Source organism: Glutamicibacter sp. NPDC087831 (assembly GCF_044742845.1).
Lineage (GTDB): Bacteria > Actinomycetota > Actinomycetes > Actinomycetales > Micrococcaceae > Glutamicibacter.
The window spans coordinates 22621-36915 of the sequence record NZ_JBIUVH010000002.1; the positions used below are offsets into that span (position 1 = coordinate 22621).

Here is a 14295-nt window from a genome sequence, read left to right on the forward strand (position 1 = left end):
TAGTCATTTCCTGCGTCGAAAGCCGACATGTTTCCCTCAAGCGCCCTGAAATTGCGAGACGAGCTGGCCCGCGGCGAGCGTTCAAGCCGCGAGGTCACCGAGCACTACCTCAAGCGCATCGAAGAGCAGGCGGACCTAGGTGCTTTCGTCCACGTGGCAGAAAATGCGATGGAGGCCGCGGCAGCGGCGGACCAGGCGCATGCCCGTGGCGACATTGGCCGCTTGCATGGGCTCCCCACCGCGTTCAAGGACCTCAATGACGTGGCCGGGATGCCTACCACCTATGGCACTGCGGCGATGCCTGCGATGGTCGCTGAACGTGATCACTCCTTGGTGGCCAGGCTGCGCGCCGAGGGCGTGGTGGTCCTGGGCAAGACGCAGGTTCCGGAATTCGGGCTGAGCAGCTATTCAGAGAACCTCGTGGCGCCCCCATCACGCAATCCCTTTGATCCCACGCGCTCGTCGGGCGGTTCCTCTGGCGGGCAGGCCGCGGCGATTGCCGCCGGCATGATTCCGCTGGGTCCGGGCTCTGATGGCGGCGGTTCGGTTCGCATCCCCGCGGCCGCCTGCGGGCTGGTAGGCCTGAAGCCTTCTTTGGGCCGCGTTCCCAGCGACATCCTTGATGGCTACACCGATCCCATGGGCGCACCGAAGCTAGCGGTTAGCGGACCGTTGGCCCATGATGCCTTGGATGCGGCTTTGCTGCTTGACGCCATGCGCGGCAAGGACCACTATCTGCCGTTGCTGCAGGGAAGCTACCCCCAGCGCCTGGACGGGCTGAAGATTGGGTACAGCATCCATTCCCCGTTTGAACCGGTCTATGAAATTACCCTGGCGCAAGAAGCCCGGGCTTCATTTGCCCAGGGCCTTGAACGCCTTGGAGAACGGCATCGCGTCCAGCCGGCCAACCTGCACTACGCCACGGACTATCCGGAAACCTTCGCGGCGGTGTGGACCAATGGGCTGAAGGACGTTCCGGTCGCGGATGATTCGCTGCTCGGCGATTTGGCAAGGGATTTCCGCCGACGTGCCGCCGACCGCTCGCTGGAACAGAGCCTGCAGGCAGGTTCGAGGTTGAAGCAGATTGCGGCCGACTTCGTGCGCCAATGGTCCGCCTACGATGTCGTGGCCACCCCTGCCATGGCCTCGATCCCGCCGAAGATCGGGCACTATACACAATCCACAGCCGATGTGGATTATATGTTGCAGTGCCAGTACACCCCCTACACTTCCATGGTGAACGTCGCCTCAGTAGCGGCCATCACCGTTCCGGTAGGCCACTCCAACGAGGGGTTACCAATGAGTATTCAGCTGATTTCCCCGCGCTCGGACGAAGGACTGCTGCTCGCGCTGGCAGCCCAGATGCAGGTGTGACCTTTCCCATATAAGTAGGTACTCGGGTGGGCAAGGGCGAAAAATATTACGTATGTCTACTGCAACAACGAGCACCAAAGCTTCCGGAAAGACCTTCTTCGGTCACCCCGGTGCGCTCGCAAGCCTCTTCAGCGTGGAAATGTGGGAACGATTCTCCTTCTACGGCATGCAGGGCTTGCTGGCTTACTACATGTACTACTCGGTCACCGACGGCGGCCTGGGCATGGACCAGGGTCTGGCTCTGTCGCTGGTCGGCGCCTACGGCGGCGCTGTCTACCTGTCCACCATCCTGGGCGCGTGGCTCTCCGACCGCCTGTTCGGCTCGGAACGCGTCCTGTTCTTCTCGGCTATCGCGATCATGATCGGCCATATTGGCCTGGCGCTCCTGCCCGGCTATGCCGGACTGGTTATCGGCCTGATCTTCGTTGCCGTCGGTTCCGGCGGCCTGAAGGCCAACGCTGTAGCCCTGGTGGGCTCCCTGTACTCCAAGGAAGATCCGCGCATCGATGCCGGCTTCTCCCTGTTCTACATGGGCGTGAACATCGGCGGGCTGCTCGGCCCACTGCTCACCGGTTGGCTGCAGGTCCAGTACGGCTTCCACATCGGCTTCGCCGCTGCCGCGGTCGGCATGGCTATCGGCCTGGGGATCTATGCCCTTGGACGCAAGAAGCTGCCGGACTCCGGCCGCATCCCAAGCAACCCGCTGCCTGCCTCTGAGCGCAACCGCTATGTGGTCATCTTCGCTGCCGTGATCGTTCTGATCATTGCCGCTTTCGCATCCAAGATCGTGACTCCGGAGAATTTGGCAAGCACCATCGCCTACGTGGTGATCGCCGCTTCGATCATCTACTTCGCGTTGATCCTGCGCAGCAAGAAGGTTGACGCCACCGAGCGCAAGCAAGTCTGGGCATTCATTCCGTTCTACATCGGTTCGGCTGCCTTCTGGGCCCTGTTCCAGCAGCAGTTCACCTTCATTGCCGCTTACTCGGATCAGCGCCTGGACCGCCACCTGGGCAGCTGGGAAATGCCACCGAGCTGGGTTACCTCGATCAACCCGGTCTTCATCATCATCTTCGCCGGTATCTTCGCCGCATTGTGGACCAAACTGGGCAAGCGCCAGCCACGCACTTCAATGAAGTTCGGCCTGGCACTGGTGGTTGTGGGTGCGGCCTTCTTGCTGTTCATCCCGCTGGAATCCTTCGTGAAGACCCCGCTGCTGGCGCTGGTCGGCATCCTGCTGCTGTGCACCTTTGCCGAGCTGCTGCTCTCGCCAGTGGGCCAGGCAATTGCCACCAAGCTGGCTCCGGCCGCCTTCGGCACCCAGATGATCGCCTTGTTCTTCCTGTCGGTTTCGCTGGGCACCACCCTGTCGGGTGTGCTGGCCGGCTACTACACCGAGGGCAACGAGATCCCGTACTTCATCGCCATGGGCGGCACCGCTGTTGTCCTGGGTATTGCCATGATGGCAGCTACCCCGGCCTTGAAGAAGCTGATGGGCCCGATCCTCTAGGCGTTCGAGCATGCGAAAAGCGGTTGGTTCATTTGAACCAACCGCTTTTTTCATGCCCGGGGATTATCGAAGAAGCCCTTGTGAGAAGGTCACGTTGTCGTAATACGAGTCGTAGCCGAACCCGGTTGACAATGCCCAGAAGAACCAGATGGCTACCGCATAAATGACTATGGCTAGTGCCAATCCAATCCATGAGGTAATTAGCCCGGCCAGGCTCAGGCCCCGGGAGCTGGGTTCACGCCGGTAGGCCAGGTGCCCGGTAATGACTCCGGCCAGCGGAACAAGGATAATGACAGTGAAGCCTAGCAACGACAAGATGCCAAGCACCAGGGAAGCCACCGAGAGGCCGGCGGATTCAGGCGGTCGTTGGTAGGGGTTCTGCGGATACTGGTAGTAGCTCATTTGCCTACCATTCTTCTACGAAACTGCGATAAGCGCATCAATCTGAAAGGCAATCTGTGGCACACCTCCGAGCTGGCCAGCCAGCCCAAGAATCAGACCTGATCAATTTGCAGGAGGTACTCGATGCCTACAGCACCCTGGTTCCTTCCAGCGGCAACCCCGACCAGGCCGTCGTTTTCGGCACCTCGGGACATCGCGGAAGCTCCCTGAACACCACTTTCAATGAAACGCATATCGCTGCGATCACCCAGGCCGTGGTCGACTACCGCAACGGTGCGGGGATCACCGGCCCGATGTACGTGGGCAAGGACAGCCACGCACTCTCCGCGCCCGCATACCGCACCGCCCTTGAAGTTTTGGCAGGCAACGGCGTCACCGTGCTCGCCGATGACGGACTGACTCCCACTCCAGCGGTCAGCCACGCAATCCTGGTACATAACGCTAGCGGCGGCGAACAGGCCGATGGCCTGATCATCACCCCATCGCACAACCCGCCAACCGACGGCGGCATCAAGTACAACCCGCCGCATGGCGGACCGGCAGAATCCGGAATCACCGGACCCATCGCTGCACGGGCCAACGAATTGCTGGCCAGCGGAGCGGTCAAGCGCGGCGAGCCGAATGCCCGGCCCTTCGACTTCCGCGAACTGTACATCGCCAATTTGGCTGAAGTCATCGACTTCAAGGCCATCGCCGAGTCCGGCATTTCCATTGGCGCAGATCCGCTGGGCGGGGCTTCGGTGCACTACTGGGGCGAAATCGGCCGCCGATACGGCCTGAACCTCGAAGTGGTCAACGAGTCCGTGGATCCGCGCTTCGGCTTCATGACCTTGGACAAGGACGGGAAGATCCGCATGGATTGCTCCTCCGCCCATGCGATGGCCTCCCTCGTGGCCAATCGCGAGAAGTACGACATCGCGACCGGCAACGATGCCGATGCTGACCGCCACGGCATTGTCACCCCGGATGCCGGCCTGATGAATCCGAACCATTTCCTGGCCGTGGCCATCGACTACCTGCTCACCCACCGTCCGCAGTGGCCGGCTGATGCCCAGATCGGCAAGACCCTGGTCTCCTCGGTGCTCATCGACAAGGTGGTGGCTTCCCACGGCCGGACCCTGCGCGAGGTACCGGTGGGCTTCAAGTACTTCGTTGAACCGCTGGCTTCCGGCAGGGTCGCTTTTTGCGGCGAGGAATCGGCCGGCGCGAGCTTCTTGGACTTCTCCGGCAAGGCGTTCAGCACCGACAAGGACGGCCTGATGCTGGCCCTGCTGGCCAGCGAGATCCGCGCAGTAACCGGCAAGAGCCCCAGCCAGCTGCATGCCGAACTGGTAGAGCGCCACGGCCCCAGCTTCTACGACCGCTTTGACGCGCCCGCAAATCGCGAGCAGAAGGCCGTACTGGGCAAGCTGGACCCATCGATGGTCACCGCTACCGAACTGGCATCGGATCCGATTACCGCCAAGGCCACGCAAGCGGCCGGCTTCCCCATTGGCGGCTTGAAGGTTTCCAGCGAGCACGCATGGTTTGCCGCGCGCCCATCGGGCACAGAAGACATCTACAAGATCTATGCAGAATCAACAAAATCACCCGAGCATCTGCAGCAGGTGCTGGCTGAAGCTCGGGTGATTGTTGATGCTGCGCTGGCTGGCTAGTTCAGCTTTGCAGTCCATGGGTCGATGGCCACGGCTGGCTGCTTGCGGGTGGCCAGCCAGTGGCCCAGCCACAGCAGCAGGAAGATTGGCAGGCCAATGTAGCTGGAAGCCATCTGCAGCAGGTTTCCATCCACGATCGCCTGGTAGTTCTGGCCTGCGATCACCACGATCAGGATCACGAAAGCCAGAATCGGGCCCAGCGGGAATAGCGGCGCCTTGTACGGCAGGTTCGCGAGATCCTGTCCGCTAGCAATGTATGCCTTGCGGAACTTGTAGTGGCACACCGCGATACCCACCCAGGCAATGAAGCCGGAGAGGCCCGAAACGTTCAGCAGCCAGGTATATGCCGAGCCTTGGCCGATGATGGCGGTCAGGAAGCCGAAAAGGCCTACCGAGGCGGTTAGCAGCATTGCCGGCATGGGCACGCCGCGCTTGTTCAAGCGGGCGAAAATCTTTGGCGCCTTGCCGTCCAACGCCATCGAATAAAGCATGCGTGCAGAGGCATATAGCCCGGAATTGCCTGCGGAGAGGATGGCCGAGAGGATCACCGCATTCATCAGGGCCGCGGCGAATGCTACGCCCGCACGCTCGAAGACCAGGGTGAATGGCGAGGTGGTGATATCCGATGCCTCCGAAGACAGCAGCGATGGATCCATATACGGGATCAGCATGCCAATGACGAAGATCGCGCCGATGTAGAAGAGCATGATGCGCCAGAAGATCGCCTTGATGGCGCGTGGGATATCGCGCTGGGGGTTCTCGGCTTCGCCGGCGGCCACGCCGATCAGTTCGGTTCCTTGGAAGGAGAAGCCGGCAATCATGAAGACCGAGACGATGGACAGCCAGCCGCCAACAAATGGCGCTTCGCCATCGGTCCAATTGCTGAAGCCCGGGGTGGAATCACCCAGGATGCCGAAGATCATCGCGACACCGCAGATCAAGAAGACCACCACGGTGATGACCTTGATCGCGGCCAACCAGTATTCGCCCTCGCCAAAGGCCTTGGCGGACAGCGCGTTCAAGCCGGTGAGCAGCACCAGGAAGATGGCCGCCCAGATCCACCCCGGGGCATCAGGGAACCAGTAGGACATGATGATGCCGGCGGCTACCAGCTCGGCAGCCACGGTGATGGCCCAGTTGAACCAGTAGTTCCAGCCGATTGCGAAGCCGAAGTGGCGGTTCACGAAGACCGTTGCGTAGGTCTGGAAGGAACCAGCGACCGGAAGGCGGGCGCTCATTTCTCCCAACGACTGCATCAGGAGCAGCACCATCATGCCGATCAGCGCGTAGGCCACCAGCGAACCGCCTGGGCCAGCTTGGGCAATGGTGCCGCCGGACGCGACGAATAGTCCGGTACCAATCGAGCCGCCAATGGCAATCATCTGCATATGGCGAGCTTTGAGGCCACGCTTCAGACCGTCCTGGGACGGTGCGGGCTCAGTCATGCGTTACATCTCCTGATGCTTGAAAATTTCCAACCTATCCATCCAAGCACCCTGACAAGCCATAACGCTATGAACCGCGCTACAGTAAGCGATCAATAATCTTTCGCTTAGCCCATGAATACGGAGGATATATTGCGCTCAAGGTGTCAACTACGGTCGTTTTGTTGAGTTCTGAACGCATCTGCGAAAGCCGTTCGAATCCATGTTTGCCGTGGTAAGCCCCCATTCCACTCGGTCCGACGCCACCAAAAGGCAGGGTTGGAACGATCATCTGGGCCAACGGAGCATTGTGCACTATGGAGCCGGCTCGCACCCGATCAGAGAAAATCGACTGCAGGCGCGGACTTTCGCTCATCAGGTAAGCGGCCAGCGGTGATGGCCGCCGGGCAATGAATTCGAGGGCTTCCTCGAAGGTTTCCACCTCGATCACCGGCAGGATAGGACCGAAAATCTCTTCGGTCATCAAACTTCCCTCGAGGTCCACATTGCGCATGATGCTCGGAGCGATGCGCAAGGTATCCTCGTCGTATTCGCCGCCGAAAACCACCTCGCCCTGCTCGAACATCGACAACAGCCGGTCAAAGTGCTTGCGGCTGACGATGCGGCCAAAGTCCGGATGGGTCAGCGGCTCCTTGCCGTAGAAGCTGGTGATGGCCTGGCCCAGGCGCTTGATGAGCTCAGACGAGTCGCCCACGCTCAATACGTAATCCGGGGCCACGCAGGTCTGGCCGGCATTCATGAATTTGGCGTAGGCCAAGCGCTTTGCGGAAGCCAACGAATCGTTTTCCACCACGGCCGGCGACTTTCCGCCCAGTTCCAAGGTGGTTGGTGTCAGATGCTTCGCAGCCGCTGCAGCCACGATCTTGGCCACGCGTTCACCGCCGGTGTAGAAAATATGATCCCAGCGGGCGCCGAGCAACTCCGTGGAGGTATCCACCCCGCCTTCAACTACCGCGTAGACACGTTCGTCGAGGTAGACCGGGAGGAACTTGGCCAAGGCGCCTGAGGTCGCAGGAGCCAGTTCCGATGGCTTGATCACCGCCGCGTTGCCGGCAGCAATGGCCGCGACCAGCGGTGCGAGCACCAGCTGAACCGGGTAGTTCCAGGCGCCGATAATCAGCACGACCCCCAGCGGGCGCGGCTCAACCTTGGCAATGGCTGGTTGCAAAGCCAGCGGTACCTTGACGCTGGTGGAATCCATCCATTCAACGAGGTGGCGCTGGGCGAAATCTATTTCTGCCCGCACCACGTCGATTTCGGAGAATTTGGCTTCGGTGGCACTCTTGCCCAAGTCCTCGGCCAGGGCCTGGACGAAGTCTTCCAGATGCTCTTCGAGCATCTTCTCCAGGGCCTTGAGCTGCTGCAGGCGGAAGCGTCGCGGATGCGTGATCCGCGTGTCCGCAGAACGCCGCAAATGGCTCAGCACTGTTGCTATGCGCGATGGATGCTCGTCCACCGGAGGTGCGGAATCACCGACCGGTTCGGGCAACGGAGTGGAAGTAAACAGACCCATGATTTGAGCGTACGTCACTGGGACTATTTTTCATCGTTTAATTCGCCGGAGGATTCAATATGTATCAAATAGTTGATACATTGATTTCCATGAACCAGTTCTCGGCGAGCGCCATATCCATCGCTTTCGTTGCCGCAATCATCTGCGTTTGGTTGCGTTCGGTGGCGCACAGGCGTGGAACACCAGCTATCGACCGGGCCCGATCCCACTCGTTCTGGTGCGCATTGATCGCATTCTTTGCTTCAACCTCATGGGATTTGTCCGAGACCTGGCGCGTTTCAATGACCGAGCCCAATTCAGGTTCGGCTCTCGCTGAAGCACTCACTCCGGGGATCTGGGTTCTTCTGGTTTACCTCATCGGCTTGTTCACTTGGCCCAAGGAACTCCAGCCAGTGCGCACCGCTTCATTAGAGGCCCGCAGCCTGACAACTCCATTTCCCAAGGCCCTAGGGGCTTTCGTTGGGCTTTTGCTGCTGATCGCGGTCGGCTCCCTGTGGCCGGCGTCCAAAGTCGAAGGGCTCGTTGGCGTTCCGGCCTCGGAATTCACGACCTTTGATTTTGACGGCATCTATTCATACGCGTCGGAGGGTCCGTATGATGGGCGGTTGCCGGGCACACAGATGCTCCCGGTATTCATCGTGGCCCTGGCAGGGATCATCGTGGCCGCGGCTGTGATTACCGTAGTTATCCTGAAAAGACCTGCCTTGGCCGGCATCTCGGCCGAAGACAACCAAGCGTTGCGCACGGTCTGGCTCAACCGCTTGATGCGCAATATCGGCATCGTCTTGCTGGCCTTCACCGTGTCGGTGGTCAATTACTCGCAGGCTAATTCGCCGGATGGACAGTACGAGTTCGTTAGCTATGGCGCCCTTGCGGTCGCCCTCACGTTGCTCTTCTGGGGACCGCGCTCTACATTCTCAGCTCAATCCACCACCAGGGAACGGACCGCCTTCTCGCGTTTGCGTGATCAACTATTCACCTTGCAATACGTAACTGCAGCACTCACCTTGCTCAGCGTTGCAATCGGCTGGTCATTCTTGCCACTGGATGACGAGCTCCAGATGCCTACCAATGAGCGAACTACGTGGATCTTAATGATCTTTGCCGGTGCGGCTTTGAGCTATGCCGTTCTCAATGCGCTTTATCTCAGCTACGTCAGCACGGTGGCCCGGCAGGCGTCTGCAGCACCCAAGTACCACGCGCCCCTGCCCTTGTGGTCCTACATCGCCGCTGGCTTGCTGTTTGCCACCAGCACCTATTTTCTGCTCGATCCGCCGCTGGACTATTTGTGGGGCTTCGTGCCTCCAGGCAAGACAATGGTTGCAGGCTTGATCCTGCTGTTGCTGGCAACCCATCTTGGATTCGTCTGGTTCTCCCGCCGGGCAATTATTCCCTGGGCTGTCTCGTCGGCCGAAGAAATCTGGTACCGCAAGGTCCTGGAACTGCGTTCAATGCGTGTTAACACCAGTGCAGTGGTAGCCATGCTGCTCATTGGCTACGGATTCCCGGCCGGGCTGGGACTCTTTGCATTGCTCATCTTCGTTGTCCCAGCAGTCATTTTCCTAGAGCGCCCCGGTAGCGCCTTCGTGCGGGAACATCAGCCGGCAGCTACTTCATGAGCACGCAGATCAGTGTTGACCTCCAAGCAGCTACCCCGCCCTATGAGCAGATCCGCTCGCAGATTGCTTCACTGATCTCCTTGGGAGATCTGCCCTCGGGGAGCAAGCTGCCTACTGTGCGTGCGCTGGCCACGGACCTCGGCGTCGCTGCCGGTACAGTGGCGCGCGCCTACAAGGAGCTGGAAGCCGAAGAGCTGATCACCTCCCGGCGCCGTGCCGGCACAGTGGTCAACGAGCGGCCGCAGCCGGTGGATACCAGTGAAGATCTCCTGGCCGCCGTGGATCACCTCTGGGCGTTGGCGGTCGCGCAGAAGGTGGATGCGGCCACGCTCAAGGCCTTGGTGGCGCGGCGCGAGCGTAAGTAACTTGTCCTCGGAACCGGTTGTGCGTACGCTCTATGGCAGTGACACGGGGTGTCGGATCAACCGACTGAGATAAGACCCGTAGAACCTGATCTAGTTCACGCTAGCGGAGGGATGTCGCATGGCTTTGCATGCAGTTGCCCAAAAATACCGGCAACAATCACCTTTGGTTTTTTGCCTGACCAATACCGTCGTATCCAATTTCACCGCCAATGTCTTGCTGGCATCCGGGGCTTCCCCGGCCATGACGGATCTGCCCGGAGAGGCCGGCCCATTCGCGCAGGCAGCTTCAGCCGTATTGGTGAATTTGGGAACTCCAAGCACTGAACAGCTGACCGCCATGGAAGAAGCTGTGCAGTCGGCGAGCGCTGCAGGCACCCCCTGGGTCCTGGATCCAGTGGCAGTGGGAGCGCTTCCGGTGCGCACGGAGTTTGCCCGGCGCATTGTCCGGCAACGCCCGACCCTGATTCGCGGCAACGCCTCGGAAATCCTGGCCCTGGCCGGCCGGCAATCTGCTTCGCGCGGTGTCGATGCCTTGGATGAGGTTTCTGCCGCCTTGGCGGCGGGACGCGAACTGGCCACGGAACACGACTGCGTAGTGGCCATTTCCGGCCAGGCTGACGCCATCATCGACGCCACGCGTACCGTCTTGGTGCATACCAACGGAATTGGCTTGACCCGGATGACAGGTGGCGGCTGCGCCTTGGGCGCGGTCTGCGCCGGGATGGTTGCGGTCCACGATGACCCGTTCGAGGCCACCATCGCAGCCCACGGTTTCTATGGCCTGGCCGCGGAAAAGGCCCTGGCTGGCAGCTCCGGTCCGGGCAGCTTCGCAGTTGCCTTCCTTGATGCGCTGTCGGCTGCCGATCCCGGGGAACTGAAGACTTTGAAGTACGAGGAATTGAACCATGCATAATTACGGCGCTTATCTAGTAGCCAACACTGCCAGCTGCACCCCACGCAGCACCCTGGAAGTTATCGAGGGCGCCGTCGCCGGAGGGATCGGGTGGATCCAGCTGCGCGCCAAGGATGAAAGCGCCCGGGAATTCTTCGAGCTGGCCTGCGCGGCTGCCAAGCTCACCGAGGGCAAAGCCCAGTTGCTGATCAATGACCGCATTGACGTCTACCTCGCGTCACGGGCTGCTGGCGCAGCAGTTAACGGCATCCATATCGGGCAAAAAGATGTGCCGGTACAGTTGGCTCGCCAGATCATCGGCGAGGGCATCATCGGCTTGAGTGCTTCCAGCGATGAGCAATTGGCCCAGGCGAACAAGGACGCCTCGGTGATCGACTACCTCGGTGTAGGAGCCATCCGCGCCACTCCGACGAAAAAAGACCATCCTGCTCCCCTGGGGCTGGACGGCTTTGCGCGAGCCGCGGCCTTGGCCAAGCTGCCCTGCGTAGCGATCGGCGCAATTACCCAAGACGATGCCGCCGCGATCCGCACCGGCGGCGGCGCAGGCCTGGCCGTGGTCCGCGCCATCTGCAACGCCGAAGATCCGCAACTTGCCAGCGCGCAGCTGGTCGCAGCCTGGGAGGCCTCGAAATGAACATCCTATCCATCGCAGGCTCCGATCCTTCCGGCGGCGCCGGAATCCAAGCGGATCTGAAGGCCATTGCCGCCAACGGCGGCTACGGAATGTGCGTGATCACCGCTTTGACTGCGCAAAACACCCATGGGGTATCCGGAGTTCAGGCGATCAGCGGCGATTTCGTCCTCGCGCAGCTCGAAGCCGTGAGTACAGATATCCGCATCGATGCGATCAAGATCGGGATGCTGGCCAACGCCGAGGTGATCCGCGCAGTCACCAGCTGGCTGGAAACTGTTGACGCCCCCGTCGTGCTGGACCCGGTCATGGTGGCGACCAGCGGGGATCGCCTGCTCGACGACGAATCGGCCCTTGATTCACTGCTGGATCGCGCCACGGTGATTACCCCGAACCTGCTGGAGCTGGCCAGCTTGCTGCGCGAGCCTGTGGCCCCTTCCTGGGACGAAGCCCTGCGCCAGGCCCAGCGGCTGGCTGCCAAGCACGGCACGCTGGTGCTGGCCAAGGGCGGGCACCTGGCCGGGGCGGATTGCCCCGATGCCCTGGTGTCGGCGGGCGGGGTGCAGCTGGAGCTGCACGGACCGCGCCATGCCACCAGGAACACCCACGGCACCGGCTGCACCCTTTCCAGCACTCTGGCTACCCGCTTCGCTGCCACTGGAGATTGGATCGCCGCGTTGGAGCAGTCCAAGTCCTACCTCTCCAAGGCCATCGCAGCGGCCGACCAATTGCAGGTGGGCAGCGGCCACGGCCCGGTCAACCACTTCATCGACTTCTTCGGCACGGCAGATCCCATGGGCGACTGGTGGCAGAAGATCCAGCCGATCCGCGAGGAAATCGACCAGCTGGATTTCATCACCCGGCTATCCGAGGGCACCTTGGACCGGGATGACTTCCACTACTACATCGCCCAGGATGCGCTGTATCTGCTGCGTTACGCCAAGGTGCTTTCGCTGGCCAGCTCGATGGCGCCGGATCTCGGTGCCCAGCGTTTCTGGTCGCGTGGCGCCAACGGCATCCTCGATGGCGAGCTGCAGCTGCACGGCAGCTACCTGGATGAGTTCGCTGATACGCCCAGCGCCACCACGCTGAACTACACCAACCACCTGGCCGCCAGCCAGGAGAGCTACGGGGAGCTGATTGCCGCGATCCTGCCTTGCTACTGGCTGTACCAGGACATCGGCAAGCGGCTGGCGGCAGCCAACCATGCCGAGCATCCTTATCGGCAATGGCTGGAAACCTATGCATCCGAGGAATTCGATTCCGCCACCGAGCAGGCCATCGAAATGGTCCGCCAGGCGTTCGAGCAGGCAGATCCGCAGCTGCGGGCCCGCATGGAGGCCGCTTTCATCCGCTCCGCGGAACATGAGCGCTCTTTCTTCGCGCAGGCGCACGAGAACCGAGTAGACTTCTCTACGGCCTAAAACCCGCAGGGCCCGGGAAGAGGAATCATGAGTTGGAGCATTCACGGCAACGGCAGGACCATCACCCCAGGTGAGGTAGTTGCCCCGGATGAGCGGCTGCATTGGCCGCAGACCGTTTCCATCGGAGCCCAGCACATCCTGGCGATGTTCGGCGCCAGCATCCTGGTGCCAACCATCACCGGCTTCCCGGTCACCACGACCTTGCTGTTCACCGGCCTGGCCACCGTCATCTTCTTGCTGATGACCAGGAACAAGGTGCCCAGCTACCTCGGCTCGTCCTTTGCGATGATTGCCCCGGTCCTCTCGACCACCCAGTCGCACAGCATGTCCGGCGCGCTGGGCGGCATCGTGATGACCGGGGCCTTGCTGTTCGTTGTCGGGCTGATCGTGCAGAAGACCGGCACCGGCTGGATCCACGCCCTGATGCCGCCGGTGGTCATGGGCACCATCGTGGCGCTGATCGGCCTGAATCTGGCGAGCGCAACGCTGGTTCCCATGACCGAGTTCCCGCTGACCACTTTCCTCACGGTGATCTTTACCGTGGTCGCGACCGTTGCGTTCAAGGGCCTGCTGGGCCGGTTGTCGATCCTCATGGGACTTCTTTGCGGCTACCTTGTTGCGCTGGCCCAGGGGCAGGTGAGCTTCAAGGCGGTTGCTGCCGCGGAGTGGATCGGACTGCCAGAATTCCACACCCCGACCTTCCACTTCGACACTGCGCTGATGTTCCTGCCTGCGGTGTTCGTGCTGATCGCCGAGAACATCGGCCATGTGCGCACCGTGGGCGTGATGACCAATCGCGACCTGTCGAAGTTCAACGGCCGTGCGCTGATGGCCGATGGCGCTGCCAGCGTGCTCGCCGGTTTCGGCGGCGGTTCGGCCACGACCACCTATGCCGAGAACATCGGCGTGATGGCCGCTTCGCGCGTGTACTCGACCGCGGCCTATTGGATCGCTGCGATTGTGGCCGTGGCCCTGGCCTTCCTGCCGAAGTTCGGCGCATTGATCGGCACCATTCCAGAAGGCGTGATCGGCGGCTTGGGCATCGTGCTCTACGGCATGATCGGCATCGTCGGCGCGCGCCTGTGGATCGAGGCGAAGGTGGATTTCGGCAACCCGATCAACTTGATGACCGCCGGCACCGGCCTGATTATCGCCATTGCGGTGACCAAGGAAATCGCTTTCGGCCAGCTCCAGCTGGGCGGCATCGCCCTGGGCTCGATCGCCACCTTGGTGGTCTTCCACCTGATGAGTATCGTCGCCAAGATGCGCGGCAACGATTTGGCGGACTCGCAGAAGCCTGCGGATAGCTAGCAAATAAATTCCCCGCAGGCCGGCATCGCGATAACTCGCAATGCCGGCCTGCTTTTTTGCCAAGAATTCGGGAGCTGGCCAGTCATGAAGCGGCGACGCGCACTGGGCCTCCCCCGGTCTTGAAGTAAGGACT

At 61.2% G+C, this 14295-nt stretch carries 13 protein-coding genes and 1 riboswitch; of the genes, 9 read left to right on the forward strand and 4 right to left on the reverse strand.

Annotation, left to right across the window (positions count from 1 at the left end; translation table 11 throughout):
• Positions 1 to 27 precede the first annotated feature (27 nt).
• Together ACIOJF_RS06560 and ACIOJF_RS06565 are read left to right on the forward strand one after the other, a co-directional pair.
• Positions 28 to 1374: an amidase gene (locus tag ACIOJF_RS06560; RefSeq protein WP_105658643.1), complete on the forward strand. Its 1347-nt coding sequence runs from the start codon at positions 28 to 30 to the stop codon at positions 1372 to 1374.
• A gap of 52 nt (positions 1375 to 1426) precedes the next feature.
• Positions 1427 to 2884 (forward strand): peptide MFS transporter, encoded by a 1458-nt coding sequence (locus ACIOJF_RS06565; RefSeq protein WP_105658644.1) that lies wholly within the window; start codon positions 1427 to 1429, stop codon positions 2882 to 2884.
• A gap of 63 nt (positions 2885 to 2947) precedes the next feature.
• Here ACIOJF_RS06565 and ACIOJF_RS06570 read toward each other — a convergent pair whose 3' ends face one another.
• Positions 2948 to 3286, reverse strand: a complete 339-nt coding sequence (locus ACIOJF_RS06570; RefSeq protein ID WP_105658645.1) for a DUF4190 domain-containing protein — start codon at positions 3284 to 3286, stop codon at positions 2948 to 2950.
• 56 nt (positions 3287 to 3342) lie between these two features.
• Between ACIOJF_RS06570 and pgm the strand changes: the two genes are divergently transcribed.
• Positions 3343 to 4941, forward strand: a complete 1599-nt coding sequence (gene pgm / locus ACIOJF_RS06575) for a phosphoglucomutase (alpha-D-glucose-1,6-bisphosphate-dependent) (RefSeq protein WP_400341876.1) — start codon at positions 3343 to 3345, stop codon at positions 4939 to 4941.
• On the opposite strand, the gene ACIOJF_RS06580 is transcribed toward pgm, so the two are convergent.
• The 3 genes from ACIOJF_RS06580 to ACIOJF_RS06590 form a co-directional block, all read right to left on the reverse strand.
• Positions 4938 to 6386: an amino acid permease gene (locus tag ACIOJF_RS06580; RefSeq protein ID WP_332487006.1), complete on the reverse strand. Its 1449-nt coding sequence runs from the start codon at positions 6384 to 6386 to the stop codon at positions 4938 to 4940. The genes pgm and ACIOJF_RS06580 overlap by 4 nt on opposite strands.
• Before the next feature lie 79 nt (positions 6387 to 6465).
• Positions 6466 to 7899: an aldehyde dehydrogenase family protein gene (locus ACIOJF_RS06585; RefSeq protein ID WP_402741385.1), complete on the reverse strand. Its 1434-nt coding sequence runs from the start codon at positions 7897 to 7899 to the stop codon at positions 6466 to 6468.
• 64 nt (positions 7900 to 7963) lie between these two features.
• Positions 7964 to 8194 carry a hypothetical protein gene (locus tag ACIOJF_RS06590; RefSeq protein WP_041648259.1) on the reverse strand — a complete coding sequence of 77 codons (231 nt, stop codon included), beginning with the start codon at positions 8192 to 8194 and terminating at the stop codon, positions 7964 to 7966.
• Here ACIOJF_RS06590 and ACIOJF_RS06595 point away from each other — a divergent pair.
• The 6 genes from ACIOJF_RS06595 (at position 8181) to ACIOJF_RS06620 (ending at position 14162) form a co-directional block, all read left to right on the forward strand.
• Positions 8181 to 9518 (forward strand): hypothetical protein, encoded by a 1338-nt coding sequence (locus tag ACIOJF_RS06595; RefSeq protein ID WP_332486999.1) that lies wholly within the window; start codon positions 8181 to 8183, stop codon positions 9516 to 9518. The two genes, ACIOJF_RS06590 and ACIOJF_RS06595, sit on opposite strands and share 14 nt — an antisense overlap.
• On the forward strand, positions 9515 to 9883 hold the full coding sequence (locus ACIOJF_RS06600; protein WP_402741386.1) for a GntR family transcriptional regulator: 369 nt from the start codon (positions 9515 to 9517) through the stop codon (positions 9881 to 9883). The genes ACIOJF_RS06595 and ACIOJF_RS06600 overlap by 4 nt, the downstream gene beginning before the upstream one ends.
• 34 nt (positions 9884 to 9917) lie before the next feature.
• A riboswitch (TPP riboswitch) is annotated at positions 9918 to 10012 on the forward strand.
• The gene (gene thiM, locus ACIOJF_RS06605) at positions 10002 to 10796 is read left to right on the forward strand and encodes a hydroxyethylthiazole kinase (RefSeq protein ID WP_013347455.1); all 795 of its coding nucleotides are present in this window, start codon (positions 10002 to 10004) and stop codon (positions 10794 to 10796) included. It overlaps the preceding riboswitch by 11 nt.
• Complete coding sequence (gene thiE, locus ACIOJF_RS06610) at positions 10789 to 11430, forward strand: thiamine phosphate synthase (RefSeq protein ID WP_105662183.1); 642 nt, start codon at positions 10789 to 10791, stop codon at positions 11428 to 11430. The genes thiM and thiE overlap by 8 nt, the downstream gene beginning before the upstream one ends.
• Entirely contained in the window at positions 11427 to 12851 is a 1425-nt protein-coding gene (gene thiD, locus ACIOJF_RS06615) for a bifunctional hydroxymethylpyrimidine kinase/phosphomethylpyrimidine kinase (RefSeq protein WP_105662184.1), read from the forward strand. Before thiE ends, thiD begins: the two co-directional genes overlap by 4 nt.
• A gap of 27 nt (positions 12852 to 12878) precedes the next feature.
• Positions 12879 to 14162 carry a uracil-xanthine permease family protein gene (locus ACIOJF_RS06620; protein WP_105658654.1) on the forward strand — a complete coding sequence of 428 codons (1284 nt, stop codon included), beginning with the start codon at positions 12879 to 12881 and terminating at the stop codon, positions 14160 to 14162.
• Positions 14163 to 14295 lie beyond the last annotated feature (133 nt).

Coding starts and splice junctions, on each gene's coding strand:
- ACIOJF_RS06595 (WP_332486999.1), top strand. CDS start 8,181: ATGACCGAGCCCAATTCAGGTTCGGCTCTCGCTGAAGCACTCACTCCG.
- ACIOJF_RS06580 (WP_332487006.1), bottom strand. CDS start 6,386: ATGACTGAGCCCGCACCGTCCCAGGACGGTCTGAAGCGTGGCCTCAAA.
- ACIOJF_RS06570 (WP_105658645.1), bottom strand. CDS start 3,286: ATGAGCTACTACCAGTATCCGCAGAACCCCTACCAACGACCGCCTGAA.
- thiM (WP_013347455.1), top strand. CDS start 10,002: ATGGCTTTGCATGCAGTTGCCCAAAAATACCGGCAACAATCACCTTTG.
- ACIOJF_RS06585 (WP_402741385.1), bottom strand. CDS start 7,899: ATGGGTCTGTTTACTTCCACTCCGTTGCCCGAACCGGTCGGTGATTCC.
- thiE (WP_105662183.1), top strand. CDS start 10,789: ATGCATAATTACGGCGCTTATCTAGTAGCCAACACTGCCAGCTGCACC.
- ACIOJF_RS06620 (WP_105658654.1), top strand. CDS start 12,879: ATGAGTTGGAGCATTCACGGCAACGGCAGGACCATCACCCCAGGTGAG.
- thiD (WP_105662184.1), top strand. CDS start 11,427: ATGAACATCCTATCCATCGCAGGCTCCGATCCTTCCGGCGGCGCCGGA.
- ACIOJF_RS06560 (WP_105658643.1), top strand. CDS start 28: ATGTTTCCCTCAAGCGCCCTGAAATTGCGAGACGAGCTGGCCCGCGGC.
- ACIOJF_RS06600 (WP_402741386.1), top strand. CDS start 9,515: ATGAGCACGCAGATCAGTGTTGACCTCCAAGCAGCTACCCCGCCCTAT.
- ACIOJF_RS06565 (WP_105658644.1), top strand. CDS start 1,427: ATGTCTACTGCAACAACGAGCACCAAAGCTTCCGGAAAGACCTTCTTC.